Source organism: Bradyrhizobium sp. CSA112 (assembly GCF_029051645.1).
Lineage (GTDB): Bacteria > Pseudomonadota > Alphaproteobacteria > Rhizobiales > Xanthobacteraceae > Bradyrhizobium.
Genome location: NZ_JAACFS010000069.1, coordinates 1 through 15,205, shown reverse-complemented (window position 1 = coordinate 15,205; position 15,205 = coordinate 1). Strand labels below are relative to the sequence as shown.

The following is a 15,205-nucleotide window of genomic DNA, read 5'->3' as shown; positions in this document are numbered from 1 at the left end:
CTCCGGGTTACTCATCCGCTCGTCGAGAACGCAGGCGATGTTCTGCTGGAACATCAACTTCGGCTTGACGGCAAGCGGGCGTTGGTCATGTCGCGTCCTGCCACGGATGAGGTGAAGCCCCGTCTAGAGCAGATGGGTTTTGTTCACGTGGGGGACAATGAAGATGACAATGAATATGTGCTTGACCCTAGGCAGCATCCCGACAAGTGGACGCTGAACGAGGAGGGAAACTGGCAGCGGGTGGACAAGCCTCGGCTATATCTCTCCAAAGTTGAGAGTAGTGATGACGAAAACGAAGGAAGTGTCGAGAAATATTCGGGCGAAGAATACATCGAAACGGATTCGTCGGGGGACGATCCTACTTGGTACTTCGACCGGCTCAATTTAGGCCCGGGGACTGGCTAGCAGAAGTCGCGCCGGGTGCGGCTTGGCCTGAAAGTGGCCGACTTCTCGTAGCGGCATGCACCGGAACTGGCGCTGCAACGGGAGCGCCCGCCACGCGCGGGTGTGCTCTCGATGCGGCGCGCGAGCGGAATAAATTGGAAGCGGCGGCGGTTCTCGAATTTGCCGGCAGAGCAGCTTCTTTGGAAGACCTAGTCAGCTGCTCTGAGCTGCTTTTTGCCTCATTGGCAACTCTCTGGGATTTGAACGCTCCACGCATCGATGCGTTGCGCGATCTTGCAGGGCGCTTCGCGGACGATCAATTGAGGTGTGCCTCCTCATGACCGCCAACGGCCAAGCCGAATGTCGCTGCCGACTGCGATCTGCGGCTTCAACGACATTAATCCGGCGCGCTAGGGGAGGAGCAAGCGATGAAACCAGTCTGGGTCTAGATCGATGAAAAACACCCGCGCGTGATGCAAACCAGATCGCGCTGTTCGTGGATCAATACCGCCAATTGTCTGGACACTTGGTCGTGAGCCGAGGAGGGGCTCAGCTGCTCGCAGCTCCGCTTTCCGCGCCTCATCCAGACGTCATTCACGGATAACGAAATGTCTTGCCCCTCAATTGCTGATCTTAGTGCTCGCTGGGACGCCATTTCGCGATGCTCTGCCTGCACATTCTTGTTTAGTGGACCGCTTATCCTCAGTCAAGGGCTGCTTCGATCGCTCCCAATTCAGTATCGTTGCAGCAGTTCTTGAGTATGTTGGAAGACGGCGCGAGTGAGCGCAGCGCCAAGCCAAGCTTGCGCAGCGTTTCAATGATGCGCACTGCGATCTCATCACGAGTGGCATTCAGAACTGTATCAAAGGGCGATTTGAACATCGGTCTGTTCGTCGATAAAGCGTCTGAGGTGAGCATCCTGCGGAAGCGCAAGGGGTCGCCGTCAATTGCCGTTACATGTTACAGCCGACCCGACTGTGCGTTGCCGCGGCCGCTCGCTGGATCCCTTCACCAGCTGTTTAGCGCTTGGTAAGTGTAAGCAGCGAGCTCGTCGGCTCGAAGAACATCTCGAGCGATTGCGACTGAGGCTTGGGAGAAGCCTGGCTCGTCCGGCCACTTGCCGAGACCGTTCACCAGGTTCGACGGGCACCGCTGCGCCTTCGACGGTGGGATCAAGCTCGGAAACGGTCGCCTTATGATCCTGGCATTGAAGGGGGCTCATTCCGTCGGCCGGCCGTGACTGAACTGGAAGAGCAGCTGTTTCCGACGGTGCGTTGATGTGGTGAGGTAAAAAAGGAAGATCTGGTGCTCTGAACCAAACGCGCAAGCTGAAAAGCACCATTGTGACCAAATCCGTGAGGAAACGTACGCGCTCTTCTCAGTAATGGTGAAGGAGATGGCGAAAGTTTGTACCGGCCTCTCGATGGAGGTTCTTTACCGGTTCAAGGAGAAACGAGCGCCCGGTTGCATGTGCTTGCCGGCATTGGAAGCGGAAGAAGAGAGATGATCTACACTACGGTTTGCTCAGCAGTTTGTTCGAAATCAAGCGAGGCAAAGGAGGCGACGTGAGAGCACAAGTTCTAGAAAAGCTCGAGGCTGGCCGCGTACAATATGGCCAATTCGCCAGCGCGCCGGAGTCAGGTGCTTGCGGCCTCTTTTTTGTTCAGGGGCCTTGTGGCTGCAAGCTCAGGATAGTCGGACTTGTTCGCCCAGGTTGGGAGCATGTCTCCGTCTCTACGCCGCGACGTTGTCCGAACTGGGAAGAGATGTGCTTCGTCAAAGACCTGTTTTGGGATGAAGAGGAGTGCGTGATGCAGCTGCATCCTCCTCATTCGCAATACGTGAATAACAGCCGGTATTGCCTGCATCTCTGGAAGCCGACTCGTCGGGACATTCCAATGCCACCGGCTAGCTTCGTAGGCGTCGTCGGGCTTGATCCATCTGAAACGGCAATGTTGCTTGCACAGATTGGGGGGCTATCATGAGACCCGTATTACTACAACGATTTGAGGGCCCCAACAGGGGGTGCCGCCGCATCTATTCCGGTAGGAACGACAACTGCGATAGACGAACAACTCTCTTCAATACACTAAGATGCTTGTTGATGTTTGTTCGGGGAGTTTTCAGATCCCTTCGGCTGATCAACAAGGGCTGGGACTCCCGCCAGACGATATCGTTGCCGTGGGGAAACTCGTCAGCTTGGCGTCAGCTCGCATCCTTAGGGTGCCCATCCGTCAATAGGCGGTGAACGATTAGCCTTATCACGCATCGAGAAGAGCAGCGGGTTATAGCGAGCATGTCTGGCCCTACGGAGGACACGCCACGTCTGGATTGGGTGCCGTTCTGGTTGCGATCGGCCTTGGATATAGCCGCATTGTGCTGTGTGGCGTGCCTTGTGATGACGGCCATTATAATAATGACGAGCCTTTTTGGCGGCGTACTGCTTTTGCTTCATCTGAGGCGGCGGGCTCGGTGTGTGCAAATCGCAACATCTATTGTGGAAGGTGAACCAGATCGCTTTCGAGCCAAAAATGAGAAGCATGTCGGACCGCACCAAGAAGTAGTTGGGTGGCGCACACAAACTCGACCCGCAGCCTCAGGAGATACGATCGAGTAGAACCCGCAGTAGTCGACCGCCTGAAAACAGCAGATCGCGCCACATGAGATGCGCTCCTGTCCATAGTTTCAACTTGCAAGAACGGGGAAACGGGTTCGAGCCTCTGGACTGGTGAGGAGGTCAGCCGATGCCGTTGCACTGCATCAATGAGGCGCGCCTGAGCAGGGTAGCGCCTCTCAAAGCAGAGAGTATACTCATCGCAGCGTGCCTCAACACTGAGTACCGTGACACAAGCTCAATCCGGCATACGGTCAATGAGCTAGCGCGTGGCTGCCTCGCGGGCGCTGACTACACGATTGAGGATACATATGTTCTTACGCTGGTGTCGGTAAGAAGGGTGGCAGGAATCTACAGGGCGGATCGTCTTAGGGATTCATGCATAGATCAGCCACGCCTCGTGGCGGTCTGAGCTTGAGACGGAGCTGGTTGATATCTGATCGCGCACCGCCGCTCCGAAGTAACCAGGGGTCGAGAATGATGGGCGGAGAGCAGCTCGTTCAAGGGCTTAAGGAAGCAGGAACAAGGGCGCGCAGGGAATGTCAGATATTTGTGTAAGAGGCCTCTGTGAAGCTGGATTGCAGTCGTTTCTGGCATCAGCCGGACATTGTCATTTGATCCTATGGTTGCTAAACAGTGGCCGGGCAGCAAGCTCTGTCAAAGCCGCAGCCGTCGCAGGCGGGGGCCGCAGGCCCGCCTTTTCAGAGCTTGCTGATCGGCCAAACTCGGTCCGCCGGATAGGGCGGACATTTTGGTCATCGCGCTGATCCCGGAAAACGCGAGCCGAAGTGAATGGCGAACTGGCCCATGGCGGCAGTCCACTCGACACCTCGCCGCCACCTCAATCCGGCGTTCTTGTGCGAGATAAAGCAGCTTCAACGCGTCGTCGTCGTTGGGAAACTGCCGCGGGTCTTAATGATCTTGCGCAAGCTAACGCGCGCGTAGAGGCTCAGGATTTTGTCGTCGAAGCCGTCGAACGGGTCTGGCCCTTGGCGATCAATAGCGGCTCGAACCTGCCCGACCCGGTCGCGTGGCAAAGCTATATCGATCTCGCCGTCCTCGGTCAGGATCGTCTTCGCGCTGGTCCCGTTACGGCTATTGCCGCTGCCGCGGCCGGCCGGGTTCCCCTTCTCGTAGCCAAGATGATCGCTCAGCTCCGCACCAAGCGCCCGCTCAATCAGCGCCTTCTTCAGCTGCTTGAAAAGCCCGTCCGTACCTGTGAGGTCTTCGGGCTTCTCATAGTTAGCAAGCAGTTGATCCAGTAGTTCAGGTGTAAACGTCGTCTCGGTCGTCATGTGAGTCTCCTCGGTAAGGTAAACTAACAGAAGCCTGCTTACACATTCTTTCTGACACCCTCTTGAGCCGGCATCAATTCGGCTTCCGAAAGCAGGAGATCAAGCAGTCTTCGTTAGCCGACTGACCTTGGCAACTCACTCGCTCGACTTCGACCAACGATTCCTTCAACATGAGCATGCAAGTCTCAGCTCCAGCGGCATGGCCCCAACGCCTGCAGTTGGTATCTCGGGCTGACCCAAAAACCAGCTGTCCATCTGGCGCCAGCATCTGCACCAACTTGCGGATAGTCGCACGCATCTCGGCCACGCCTCCAAGGTAGTAGAGGACTTCGGCCAGTACGATCAAATCAAACCGCTCGGCGGTCGAAAACTGCTGAACGTCCGAAGTCATCCAGGTTATGTGCGACCACCGTTTCGTCCGCAGGCTAGCTCGACGAATCGCTTGCGGCATAACGTCGATGACTGTGAGCCGTTTGCAATGAGGTGCTAGTATTTCCGTAAATGCGCCGGCCGCGCACCCGACCTCGAGGGCGTGCGAAATCACGCCTTGCGAAAGCGATAGCCGGAGCATTTGCGAGTGACGCTCGCGTTCGAATGGATTACCGTCGAGCCTCCACGGATCGTCGGCGGCTAGTTCCTGCTCTAGCGATTGATGCTTGCAGTCCGAACTCATGAGTCACCTACCTACTGAGAGTGCACGATCGGGTGCCCGTGCCGATGCTGTCAAACGAGACCAGCCTCGAAGAACTACGGGAAAGCTCCGCCTCCGCGGGACTACCGACCATTGAAGAGCCTCCAGTCCAGCTTTCGCAGACCTCATGAGCACCTCGTCAGTCCCAATCCAGTACGGCGCACACCAGGACGCAGCTGGGCAATCATCCGTTCGCGCTTGCCTATCATCCAGCAACTGTGTTGAAACCACCAGTCATTTCACACGCATTTTCCTGATTGATGCTTGAGTTAGCCAGCGTTTGACTATGGGGATTGCGGCAAAATTGGTAAAATCTATTGTTTGGATGGAACATATCCAGTCCGGTAATGGTCCGCGAAGAACGCATTGGCGTTAAGCGCATGATGATCCGGCCGTCTTGACGTAGCAGCACATGCTGAACGGCTCCCACGACGTTGGTCCGGCGAAGATCCTCGCCGGACATCGAATGCCTCGAAAGCTCACGTCATGACGCAGAGCTGGACGCGCTCGAACACTGCTCGCGGCGAACGTTCGAGCCGATGCCACTGTTTGATGAAGGCCAGCGGCGGCTCCTCCGATGATCGCGTCAGTTACACACCGAGCAAGCCGGGTGAGTTCGTCGCCGACAAGCTTGCGGGCATCGCCACGCTCGCCAGCGGGCGCTTTGCCATGATCGACGACGGCCTCGGCTTCCAGTTCGTCCCCTGGCAGCAGCCTGTGCTCGACAAGCGCAGGCCAGCATCAGCGGTGTGATGCGCGATAGCGGCGGCATCGAGTGGAGCTTCGGACGCAAACACGTTAGGCTTGTGAAGCAGCGGAAAGCCTTGCGTGCTTGGCGCGAGTGGGCCGGATCAGCGACGACTCTTCAAGGCTGCCGCTGTCGCGCCTCCTCTTCGCGGCTGACGGCCTGGACCAGCCGTTCGCCGCCCCGGCTTGGGCTCTCCAAGCAAGTAAGGCTAATTGAGGGCGCGAGCGCTCCAATGCCCGAGGTGGAAGGGGTTCGCAGTGGTAGGTTGCGGCTTGTAATATGACCCATAGGGTGGTACATAGGCTCTATGTTGGGGCCTTGGAATGATCGTTGGCTTTCGGGATGAATGGCTACGCGCCTTCTTTGTGGATGATGTCCGCTCGCGGAACGTCCCGCCCGATCATGAAGCCCGGTTATTCCGCAAGCTTCAGATGATCGACGATGCGACGACCGATCAGGACTTACGCGTGCCGCCCAGCAATCACTTCGAGAAGCTGCGCGGCAATCTGGCGGGGTTCCATTCGATCCGCGTCAACCAGCAATGGCGGTTGATCTTCCGCTGGGACGGCAAGCGAGGCGAAGCGGCGGGCGTCTATCTCGATGATCACTGCTACCGATGAGAGCGAGGCAAACCATGCTGACGACAAAGCGCAAGCCGGCCACGGTCGCCGAGATACTGACCGAGGAGTTCATGGAGCCGATGGGCTTGACCCAGGGCGCGCTTGCCGAGGCGATGGGCGTTCAGCGCAAGCACGTCAACGAGTTGTGCAACAACCGCAGGAACGTGACGGCGGCGACCGCGCTGATCCTCGCCCGCGTGTTCGGCAACAGCCCGGACTTCTGGCTCAACGTGCAGCGGCGCAGCGATCTCTGGGAAGCGATGAACAGCCCCAGGGAGCGTCAGCGGATCGAACGCGCTCGTCCGCTGAAACGCGCCGCGTAGTCGACGATGAATTGCGATGAATAGCTCTGGTCCCGCACCACGCAAGTATTTTCACGCTGCGCGGCTTATCGCGCAGCTTAGCGTATCGTGGCGTAAAATTAGGCTACTTCTTGCTTTCGACAGATCGCGCGATCCTGGCGGGATGTCCCGAGCGCGCGCCAAACCCAGCAAAGACCGTCGCGTCCCGGCATCCTGCCGGATGATCTTTTCGACTATGCCAGCATCGAGCCGTGGCCGCGTGCCGGCAGGCCGCCAAAGCATGATCTTGCTGACTGGACCGTCACAATCGATTGGCTCGACCGCGTCGCGGTCACGGACGCCGAGGTGGACGTATTCGAGGCGTGGTTCGCCGATCTCTTCGACGACTGTTCGGGCCATGCCGATGATCTGACAAGGAGACGCCCGCCATGACCGTGCCCCAATGTTCGAAAGGAGCGCGCGCCGCCCTCTATCTGCGCGTCTCGAAGGCGCGGGAGGCCGAGCATGATGTCTCCATTCCTGATCAGAAGCGGCAAGGTGAGGCTTATTGCTCGGCGCGCGGCTATGCGATCGTCGAGACCTATGTGGAGCCGGGAGCCTCCGCGACCAACGACCGCCGCCCTGAGTTTCAGCGCATGATCGAGGCGGGCACATGCAAGCCCGCACCCTTCGACATCGTCGTGGTTCATTCGTTCAGCCGTTTCCTCCGCGACCATTTCGAGCTTGAGTTCTATGTCCGCAAGCTGGCGACGAACGGCGTCAAGCTCGTCTCCATCACGCAGGAGATGGACGATGACCTGATGCGCGTCATGATGCGCCAGATCATGGCGCTGTTCGATGAATATCAATCCAAGGAGAACGCCAAGCACGTGCTGCGCGCCATGAGCGAGAATGCACGGCGGGGCTTCTGGAATGGCGCCCTACCGCCAATCGGCTATCGCATCGTCGCGGCCGAGCAGCGTGGCGCCAAGACCAAGAAGAAACTGGAGATCGACCGACTGCACGCCGACACGGTGCGAATGATCTATCGTCTGTTTCTGGAGGGGGACGGCGTATCCGGCCCGATGGGCGTGAAGTCCATTACCTACTATCTCAATGAACGCCGCACCTTCACCCGCGATGGCGGGCGCTGGGGTTTGGCTCAAATCCACAGCATCCTGACCCGCACGACCTATATCGGCGAGCACAAGTTCAACAAGCGCTCGCACAAGGACGGGAGCGCAAACCCGAGAGCGAGGTCGTGACCGGTGCAGGCCGGTCTGAAATCTCGTCACCCCATGGTGACGCCGACCCGCGTCACCAGCGGTCCCACCCTCCTTACCGGCATTTGCTTTTGCGCCAAGTGCGGGGGAGCGATGACGCTGCGGAGCGGCAAGGGCAGCGCAGGCGGCATGTATCGCTAGTACACCTGCTCGACCAAGGCCCGGCAGGGGGAGACCGGATGCAAGGGCCGTTCGATTCCCATGGACAAGCTCGACGATCTTGTCGCCGGTCACCTTGAGAGCCGTCTGCTCCATCCCGACCGGCTGGAGGAAGTGCTTGCCAGCGTCCTTGACCGTCGCCAGGAGCGCTCAGCGCGCCGCCGAACACATCGCCGAGCTCAACAAGCGGATCACTGAAACCGACCAGCGGCTCAACCGGCTCTACGACGCGATCGAACCGGGCGTAGCCGTACTGGACGCCCCAGGTCTGAAAGAGAGCATCGCGGGCCTCAAGGCGATTCGGGATCAGGCCACGGCTGACGCCGAGCGCGCCCAGGCCGCGCTCGACAGCGTCGGCAACTAGGCTGTCAGCCCCGATATGGTCAAGACGTTCGCAGACGTGGCCCGTGAGCGGCTCCGGCTTCGCGACGGCGGCTAACGCCGCGATCACCTGCGCGCGCTCGCTCAGCGCATTGAGGTGGCGGAAAAAGAAGTCCGCATCATGGGATCGAAGTCAGAACTGCTGCGAACCCTGGTCGCCGCCTCAAGCGAAAATCGGCGGCTCACCGCGTTCGCGGTTCTGTACTGAAATGGCGCACCCGACGCGATTCGAACGGGTGGCCTCCACCTTGGAGGTCGCGCTCTATCCAGCTGAGCTACGCGTGCATCTCGCAGTACTTGCGCGCATTTGTTGCAAATGTGAAGCGACGGCATAACGCTCTCGCAAGTCGTTGAATTACGACCTCTCAAAACTCTTTTTGCACCAACTGGTTTGACACGTGCATTCGGGGGGCAAGCGTCTGGGCTGTCAATCGCGGAACTCGCTTTCCATGATCCGCTAGAATTGGGGCACGGAGATTTCGTACAAGACACGCGATGCATCGTGGGCTTCGCAGCTGCGCTTGACACGCACTCTGGAGGCGATCGAAGCGTTGATGCCCGGGCTCTACGAAATGTGCGTCAAGGACATTCAGGAACATGATGGACGAAAATGTTTCAGTGTTGAACTGGTCAGACGCAGCTTCAAGGACATCCGTGCATTTAACGACAACTATAGAGACGAGTTTCCTTTCGGCGCCGTCGACCGCAAATCTCAACTTCAGGCACAGATCTATCACACCACCCCAGCGGCCGACCGGAGACAATATCTGGCGCCAAGCAAGCATTGGCCGCACCGAAAATGACACAATTTTATCGATTCCTTTGGTTGTGTTTCTTTCTCGACGCACTCCGAAAGTTCAGAGACGAAGAGGAAAGCCGGTAAGTTAATACGTCGACTTCATCCATTGGATCAATGGACCGAGTTACGACCGAGATCATGGTGTCGGCATCGCGGGCGAGAAGATGAGGCGCGCCGTCCGCTTCGAACGATGGCACCATCCGACTGAGGGCAATAGTATATGCGGCTTCGCGGTTGGCACGTGTTTTGAATGTCCGACCTTACCAGAACAGCTCAATGGGGGGACGAGGTGATGCGTTATAAGATCGTGTGAAAGATCGTTGGTCATCTGCGACCTCAACGTGCGACATTTGCTAACATGGACGCCCGATGCATCCGACGAAAGCCTCTGTCGGTGTATCCTTTCTCTGCTCTCGTTCAGAGCCATTTGTCCTGCACCCTTGTAACTGTGACGCCTAGATTGAGACCCGGAAATCACATTATGCCAGCGGAGTCGGACATCAAATCTGCGAACGCAAACAATCGCACAAGCACCGTCTGGACAATTGTGCTCGGCTTTGCCGCCGATTCGTTGATGCGGTGGAGTTGGCCTGACGCAAGGCGATATCTTCAGAGCATGCCTCAGTTCATCAACGCCTGTGGCGGACGAGCATTCGAGCATGGCACAGCGTACGTCACGGGAGGGATTCGCGCCGCGGCCCTGTGGCTGCCTCCCGGCGTGCAACAAGACGAGGAGGCGCTGGACGAAATCATGGCGCAGTTCCTGAGCCCGGGGATTACCGAGGATATGGTACACCTGCGGCGGGGAATGGCCCCGCTCACGCCAATGTTGCGAACGGCTATTAAGCGGAATTCGGAGACGCTGAAGCGATGGCCCAGCGCTTTGGCGTCGGCCAGGAAGCCGTGCTGCGGCGGCTGCTGACGCTCGGTCGCACCACCCAGGCCTTCTATGACAGCAAGTGCGCTGATTTCCAGAAGATCTACGCCCAGCTTGACGAACAGAAAGATCCGTCCGAAGGCGGCCCCAAGTAGCATTACGTGGTGCTGAGTCAGCTCGGTCGCACGTTTACCGAGCTTATTTCCAGGGCTATCACGATCGATATTTCACACTGCGCGATGTCGCGGGTCTCTTAAATATGAATGCTACCACCGTTGCTGTAATGGAAAAGGCGGCCTTTGGCATGGCGGCCTAAACCGTATGGCCAAGAAGATTTACTGCATCGATACGAGTGCGCTGATTGCCGCATGATACGAGCGCTATAAACCGAAGCGGAAGCTTTCAGTCTACCGGCTGCTGAAGGCCCATGACCTGATCACGGCCCGCTGGCTCCGGATTTCGGAGTTCTGGCTGATGGTGTCACCACAATCGGCACTCTACCGCGAGACGCCCCCAACTACATCCCGTGTCGAGCGGCCTGCGTCGACCGGTGCTCCGCCTCGGCAAGCGGATAGGGTGGGTGGCCGCCAAGCACTGTGCTCAACAAGGACTTACAGAACGCGGGCGTAAGCTTGCCGCGGTGGACCACGACGTTCTCGTGACCCGTCGCAGCCTGGGCGTTCTGCCACTGCCGATTGCAGCCGCGCTGTTCATTGGACTTGACGTGGCAAGCGGCGAAGTCCGCGTCATCCAGCGTCGCCAATTGCCGCCCAAGTACCGGCCGCTTCGTATGGATGTGCACCCACATCGGACTCGGCATTGCACCATTGCGCAGCGCCTTGGGTTGCAGCTTGATCTCGAACAGCGTCCCTGGCTCGCCCTTTAACGCGCGCGGTAGATCCGCAGGCGCCAACTCCTCGGCCGCCCGCAAGTGTTCAAGGTACTTCTGCGACGGAAAGGCGTAGGTTTTCATGCAATCGATCCTAGTCGTGGCCTTTCGCTCGTTCAAAGCCTTGGCCAGCCCCTGCGCCTGGGACAACATCATCTTGAGCCGGACTGTCTTGTCGTGCACTTCGGGCACTTGCGCAGGCGTGAGTAGGCCGCTTCGGCGAGGCTCCTCCAACGCGGCCACACAGGCCTGCATCTCGGCGGCCTGCGTCTGCAAGCGCTCAACTACGGTGTCCACGACGTGGTCGGCGTCCTCGGGTTTCATCTGGCGCGCTTGCGAGACGGCCCTTTGCTGACCAGACAGATCGAATTGCAAAAGTTCGTCCAACCGCTTGAGAAGTCGCGTCAGTGCCTCGATCGACGGCGGGGCCTGCCAGATCGCCAAGTGTGCCGTCGCCGACGATGACGCCCTCGCATGCGCCTCCTCCGCGCTCACGAGCTTCTTCGTACCTAGATCCGAGAGCACGAGAACCTTGGCTGCTGGCGCTGTGGCGTTGTCGGCCGTAGCGACCTGCGGCTGCGTCCCCCCGGCCGCCGAACTCCCAGCGCCAGCGGCCGGCGCGCGCTTGCCTTTCCCCTTCCTCCGCGCTGTAGTGCCTTCGGCCACTACATCCCTGCCGGTAGTGTTGGCCGGTATCGCAGCCCCAGCGTCGGCCGGCGGTGCAATGATGGCTGGCGTCTTCGGCTGCAGTGACAGGAGGCGCATGACCTCATGCGCAGTGACCCACGCGCCTTCCACGATCTGGCCCAACAGTTCCAATGGGAGGTCGGCACCTGTTCCGACATCGCTTAGCTTGGCAATGATGTCGTGCAACGCCAACGCAAATTCCGAAAGCCGCTCCATGACTCCTTCCAGAACGGCGCAGTGCTCTGCGTCGAGCGCGCGTCCTTTACTGTTTAGAACAGCGTCGGCCGTCGAGCGGAATGCCGGAAAAACGTCCTCGATGAAGGTTCCCAACAGACGCACCCGCCCGTTCTCACCCATGAGGATTTCCCTCATGGCTGGTTCGAACGTGCTCGCCTGCGGCTCAATCATGACCTGCGCGAGAGCGACCCGCGATTGCAGATGCATGCACTTCATATTAAGTGCCCAGCCGGTGTGTAGCCGCAGTGCGGCCTCTTCGGCCTGCCGCATCTCGGCCGTTGTACTTGGTAAGTTGGCAGTGGCGGCGCAGACGGACTGCATCCGTTCCGAGCGCAATGCCTTCTTTCCCCACCACTCCATGCAGGCCGCATAGCGGTTCGCCACACTGGAAACCGCTCGGCTCAGCTGGTCGGGGGGAGCGTTGGATTGGAGCATCCGGTCGAGCACGGTGGCCGCACTCTTCCTGCTCTGCTCCAAGGCGTAGATAGTCGGGGTGGCCAGTGTGTTGCATTGGTCCGCCGCATGGAGCGCCTCGTCGCGGAGTCCGCGAGCCTGATCATCGGACAGAATGCTAAGCGCTACATGCGGGGGCAGGCTCGCACGGTAGTCCAGAACTTTTGAGCTTGCCTTGACGAGCTGGTCGATCAGCTCTTGCGCCTCCGACGAGTTCTGCGCTTGCATGGCTGCATTACGGCAAGCGTCAAGTTCCTCAACCAGGCGGTCCATTTGTCGCTTTGTTGCCTTGATCTCGTCGCCTGTCGAGGAAATGGGGACTGCCATACCCGAAGTTCGCGGCTGGCTGGCGACCGGCGCCGTTCTATCTTGAGGCCCAGAGCGCATCCGCTCCACGACGGAATCGAACCGTTGGCTGCCTTCCCTAGGGGCAAGACTAGACTCCGAGCGCGAACTGCTCAATCCCCACGTGCTGTCGGCTCCAGCAGCCCCAACGTGCGATTTGCCAGGTCGGCCAATGCCCGTCATATTCCAATCTCCGATACAGGCGAGAATGCGCAGCCTGTCTAGGTAGACGGCCTGGCTGACAATTAGCTGACGAAGAGCATTCTCACGGATGCACAAAGAAAATCCGAATCACCGTGGCTCCAATTCCATGGAAGATGCCGTGGTGCTAGTGTCCCGAGTCACAAGTTCGCAATCGTAGCTTCGCGTCGCTGTGCCAAAGATGGCGCGCTGGCAACAGCGACGGCGGATCTGATCGCGGTCCAGCAACTTGCGCCCCTGATATAGAGCGATGACGAGCGTGCCGAACTGAAGTCGCTGACAATGCGGCGAAAGAAGGCGCTAGCGCTGGCTCTGAGAGCTCGGATTGTGCTGACCTGCGCGGAGAGCGGTGAGAACGAGGAAGTGGCGGCCAAGTTGGGCCTGGACACGCAGACGGTAGGCAAATGGCAGCGTCGTTTTGTGAAGCGGCGCGTGGCCGGGCTGCACGACGAGCCGCGTTCCGGGGCGCCGCGCACGATTGACGAAGCGGTGGTCGTGCGGACGCTGGAGAAATGCCCCCGAGAACGCCACCCATTGGAGTTCGCGCGACATGGCGAACGCCAACGGCCTGTCCGTGTCGACGGAAGGCATCTGGCGAGCCTACGTCTCGGCGCCGTGTGGATGAAAAGTCCCAAATCCAGGCGCTGGGGCCTATTGGGATCCTCATCGGGGCTCGGTTGTGATTTAAGCTTCGGATGGAACGATTCGTTTTTGACTGACGCCTAATGGACGAAGATGGAAACGCTGTGTCTCGGCAAACCGAGCGATCCCGGACGCAGCGGCAAGGACAACCGGCTGTTTGTGGAGGCGGTGTTATGGATCGCGCGCCCGGGCAGTTCCTGGCGCGATTTGCCGCGAGCTTTCGGCCAATGAAATAGCGTGTACACGCGTTTCCGCGACTGGGTGAAGGCGGACGTGTGGACGCCTGTTCGGCGCGATCTCGGACGAGCCGGACATGTTATACGCCATGGTCGACGCCACGATCGTCAAGATCCATCGCCACGGACGGGGCGCAAAAAATACAAAGACAGGCCATCGGCCGTTTGAAAGGGGAATGTCAGATATTTCGTGTAAGAGGCCTCTGTGAAGGTTGAATTGTAGTCGTTTCTTGCATCAGCCGGACATTGTCATCGATCCCATGGTGGCTAACAGTGGCCGGGCAGCAAGCTCTGTCAAGGCACCGGGTCCCCCTTCTCGTAGCCAAGATGATCACTTAGCTCCGCACCAAGCGCCCGCCCAATCAGCGCCTTCTTGCTTGAAAAGCCCGTCTGCACCTGTGAGGTCTTCAGGCTTCTCATACTTAGCAAGCAGTTGATCCAATAGTTCAGGGTGTAATCGTCGTCTCGGTCCTCATGTGAGTCTCCTCGGTAAGGTGAACTCACAGAAACCTGCTTACAAATTCTTTTGACATCCTCTGGGCGCATCAGCGAGCGGGCACTCACCGAACCTGTGGTGAGCTGCCCCGAGACGATTTCGCAAGCTGGACCATAGCCTCGATTTGCCGGCTTTCGATGAGAATAGCCGGCGCGCTCTTTTGTCCAACCAGCACAACCAGCGCTTACCGCGCGTGAGGCCCGTGTAGGCGATGAGTCTTCTTGAGTATCCTGAAGTTGCTGCATGGCGACGGACACCAAAGACGGGTATTCTGACCTACTGGCAAATCCGGTGTCGCTTCGCATGATCTATCTTCTTCGGACCAGTCTACATAAAGTCATCGTCGTCCCAATCCGGCGTGGTATTTGGGGCACGCTGGGCCCCCCTGGCATCACGGCCGTCACTGTCTTCAGCTTTAGAAAGATACAATGGAGGCTTGTTTTTCCGCTGCCATTCGCCGTTATCATTCTTCGTCCACTTATCGGAATGCCGGGTAGGATCAAGCACCATCATCGAGTCACTCACCTCAACAAAACCCAACGCCGCTGCGCGGGCTTTCGCATCGTCGTTGACAGCATGAGAGAGGAGCAAAGGCCGTTCGCCGTCGAGCCGAAGCTGATGTTCCAACAGAATATCGCCTGCGTTCTCGACGAGGGGATGAGTAACCCGAAAATCCACAGTGGATGTGAGTTCGGTGCGTCCGGGAAACTGTTCCCGCCAGCGCGCGCGTGCCTTTTCCTCTTTGAACACATCGCTCATGCTAGGAGCCTGTCCAGTTAGCATCGGGAAGCCGGTTTTATCCGAATGATAGCGGCTCATGCGGCCCTCGCCAGCTTGACGAGGTTGTGAGCGGTGCAAATCAGGGCCCATTCGGGCTTCACTTTGTC

At 58.7% G+C, this 15,205-nt stretch carries 14 protein-coding genes and 3 pseudogenes; 9 read left to right on the top strand and 8 right to left on the bottom strand.

Translation table 11 applies throughout. The features are described from left to right. A pseudogene (locus GWE18_RS41085) lies at positions 1-405 on the top strand (host specificity protein); the annotation flags it as partial. A gap of 681 nt (positions 406-1,086) precedes the next feature. Here the strand turns inward: GWE18_RS41085 and GWE18_RS41080 are convergent. The 4 genes from GWE18_RS41080 to GWE18_RS41065 all read right to left on the bottom strand — a co-directional run bounded on the left by GWE18_RS41080 (position 1,087) and on the right by GWE18_RS41065 (position 5,447). Continuing rightward, a complete protein-coding gene (locus tag GWE18_RS41080; protein ID WP_108522984.1) occupies positions 1,087-1,266 on the bottom strand; it encodes a hypothetical protein in 180 nt (59 codons plus the stop codon). A 2,607-nt stretch (positions 1,267-3,873) separates the two neighbouring features. Next, the gene (locus GWE18_RS41075) at positions 3,874-4,293 is read right to left on the bottom strand and encodes a transposase (RefSeq protein WP_275191195.1); all 420 of its coding nucleotides are present in this window, start codon (positions 4,291-4,293) and stop codon (positions 3,874-3,876) included. Positions 4,294-4,366: 73 nt separating this feature from the next. Next, complete coding sequence (nodS, locus tag GWE18_RS41070) at positions 4,367-4,966, bottom strand: nodulation methyltransferase NodS (protein WP_275191194.1); 600 nt, start codon at positions 4,964-4,966, stop codon at positions 4,367-4,369. Positions 4,967-5,189: 223 nt separating this feature from the next. After that, complete coding sequence (locus GWE18_RS41065; protein ID WP_275191193.1) at positions 5,190-5,447, bottom strand: hypothetical protein; 258 nt, start codon at positions 5,445-5,447, stop codon at positions 5,190-5,192. An 89-nt stretch (positions 5,448-5,536) separates the two neighbouring features. On the opposite strand from GWE18_RS41065, the gene GWE18_RS41060 reads away from it, so the two are divergent. From GWE18_RS41060 to GWE18_RS41030, 7 genes are all read left to right on the top strand, one after another. Then, on the top strand, positions 5,537-5,737 hold the full coding sequence (locus GWE18_RS41060) for a DUF3363 domain-containing protein (RefSeq protein ID WP_249734972.1): 201 nt from the start codon (positions 5,537-5,539) through the stop codon (positions 5,735-5,737). A 318-nt stretch (positions 5,738-6,055) separates the two neighbouring features. Beyond that, a complete protein-coding gene (locus tag GWE18_RS41055) occupies positions 6,056-6,352 on the top strand; it encodes a type II toxin-antitoxin system RelE/ParE family toxin (protein ID WP_275191192.1) in 297 nt (98 codons plus the stop codon). A 14-nt stretch (positions 6,353-6,366) separates the two neighbouring features. Next, positions 6,367-6,675: a HigA family addiction module antitoxin gene (locus tag GWE18_RS41050; RefSeq protein WP_275191191.1), complete on the top strand. Its 309-nt coding sequence runs from the start codon at positions 6,367-6,369 to the stop codon at positions 6,673-6,675. A 407-nt stretch (positions 6,676-7,082) separates the two neighbouring features. Then, the gene (locus tag GWE18_RS41045) at positions 7,083-7,898 is read left to right on the top strand and encodes a recombinase family protein (RefSeq protein WP_275191190.1); all 816 of its coding nucleotides are present in this window, start codon (positions 7,083-7,085) and stop codon (positions 7,896-7,898) included. Positions 7,899-8,205: 307 nt separating this feature from the next. Further along, positions 8,206-8,439: a hypothetical protein gene (locus GWE18_RS41040; RefSeq protein WP_275191189.1), complete on the top strand. Its 234-nt coding sequence runs from the start codon at positions 8,206-8,208 to the stop codon at positions 8,437-8,439. A gap of 538 nt (positions 8,440-8,977) precedes the next feature. Further along, entirely contained in the window at positions 8,978-9,259 is a 282-nt protein-coding gene (locus GWE18_RS41035) for a DUF3141 domain-containing protein (protein WP_275191188.1), read from the top strand. Between the two features lie 866 nt (positions 9,260-10,125). Then, positions 10,126-10,287, top strand: a complete 162-nt coding sequence (locus GWE18_RS41030; protein ID WP_190242197.1) for a hypothetical protein — start codon at positions 10,126-10,128, stop codon at positions 10,285-10,287. A gap of 362 nt (positions 10,288-10,649) precedes the next feature. On the opposite strand, the gene GWE18_RS41025 is transcribed toward GWE18_RS41030, so the two are convergent. Both GWE18_RS41025 and GWE18_RS41020 read right to left on the bottom strand, forming a co-directional pair. Next, positions 10,650-12,926 (bottom strand): hypothetical protein, encoded by a 2,277-nt coding sequence (locus GWE18_RS41025; protein WP_275191196.1) that lies wholly within the window; start codon positions 12,924-12,926, stop codon positions 10,650-10,652. Positions 12,927-13,244: 318 nt separating this feature from the next. Continuing rightward, positions 13,245-13,496: a hypothetical protein gene (locus GWE18_RS41020; protein ID WP_275191187.1), complete on the bottom strand. Its 252-nt coding sequence runs from the start codon at positions 13,494-13,496 to the stop codon at positions 13,245-13,247. 183 nt (positions 13,497-13,679) lie between these two features. Between GWE18_RS41020 and GWE18_RS41015 the strand changes: the two are divergent. Continuing rightward, positions 13,680-13,996, top strand: a pseudogene (locus GWE18_RS41015) (transposase); the annotation flags it as partial. A 126-nt stretch (positions 13,997-14,122) separates the two neighbouring features. On the opposite strand, the pseudogene GWE18_RS41010 reads toward GWE18_RS41015, so the two are convergent. Both GWE18_RS41010 and GWE18_RS41005 read right to left on the bottom strand, forming a co-directional pair. After that, positions 14,123-14,264, bottom strand: a pseudogene (locus GWE18_RS41010) (IS256 family transposase); the annotation flags it as partial. Positions 14,265-14,645: 381 nt separating this feature from the next. Then, on the bottom strand, positions 14,646-15,205 hold a 560-nt coding region (locus GWE18_RS41005), incomplete at its 5' end, for a hypothetical protein (RefSeq protein ID WP_275191186.1).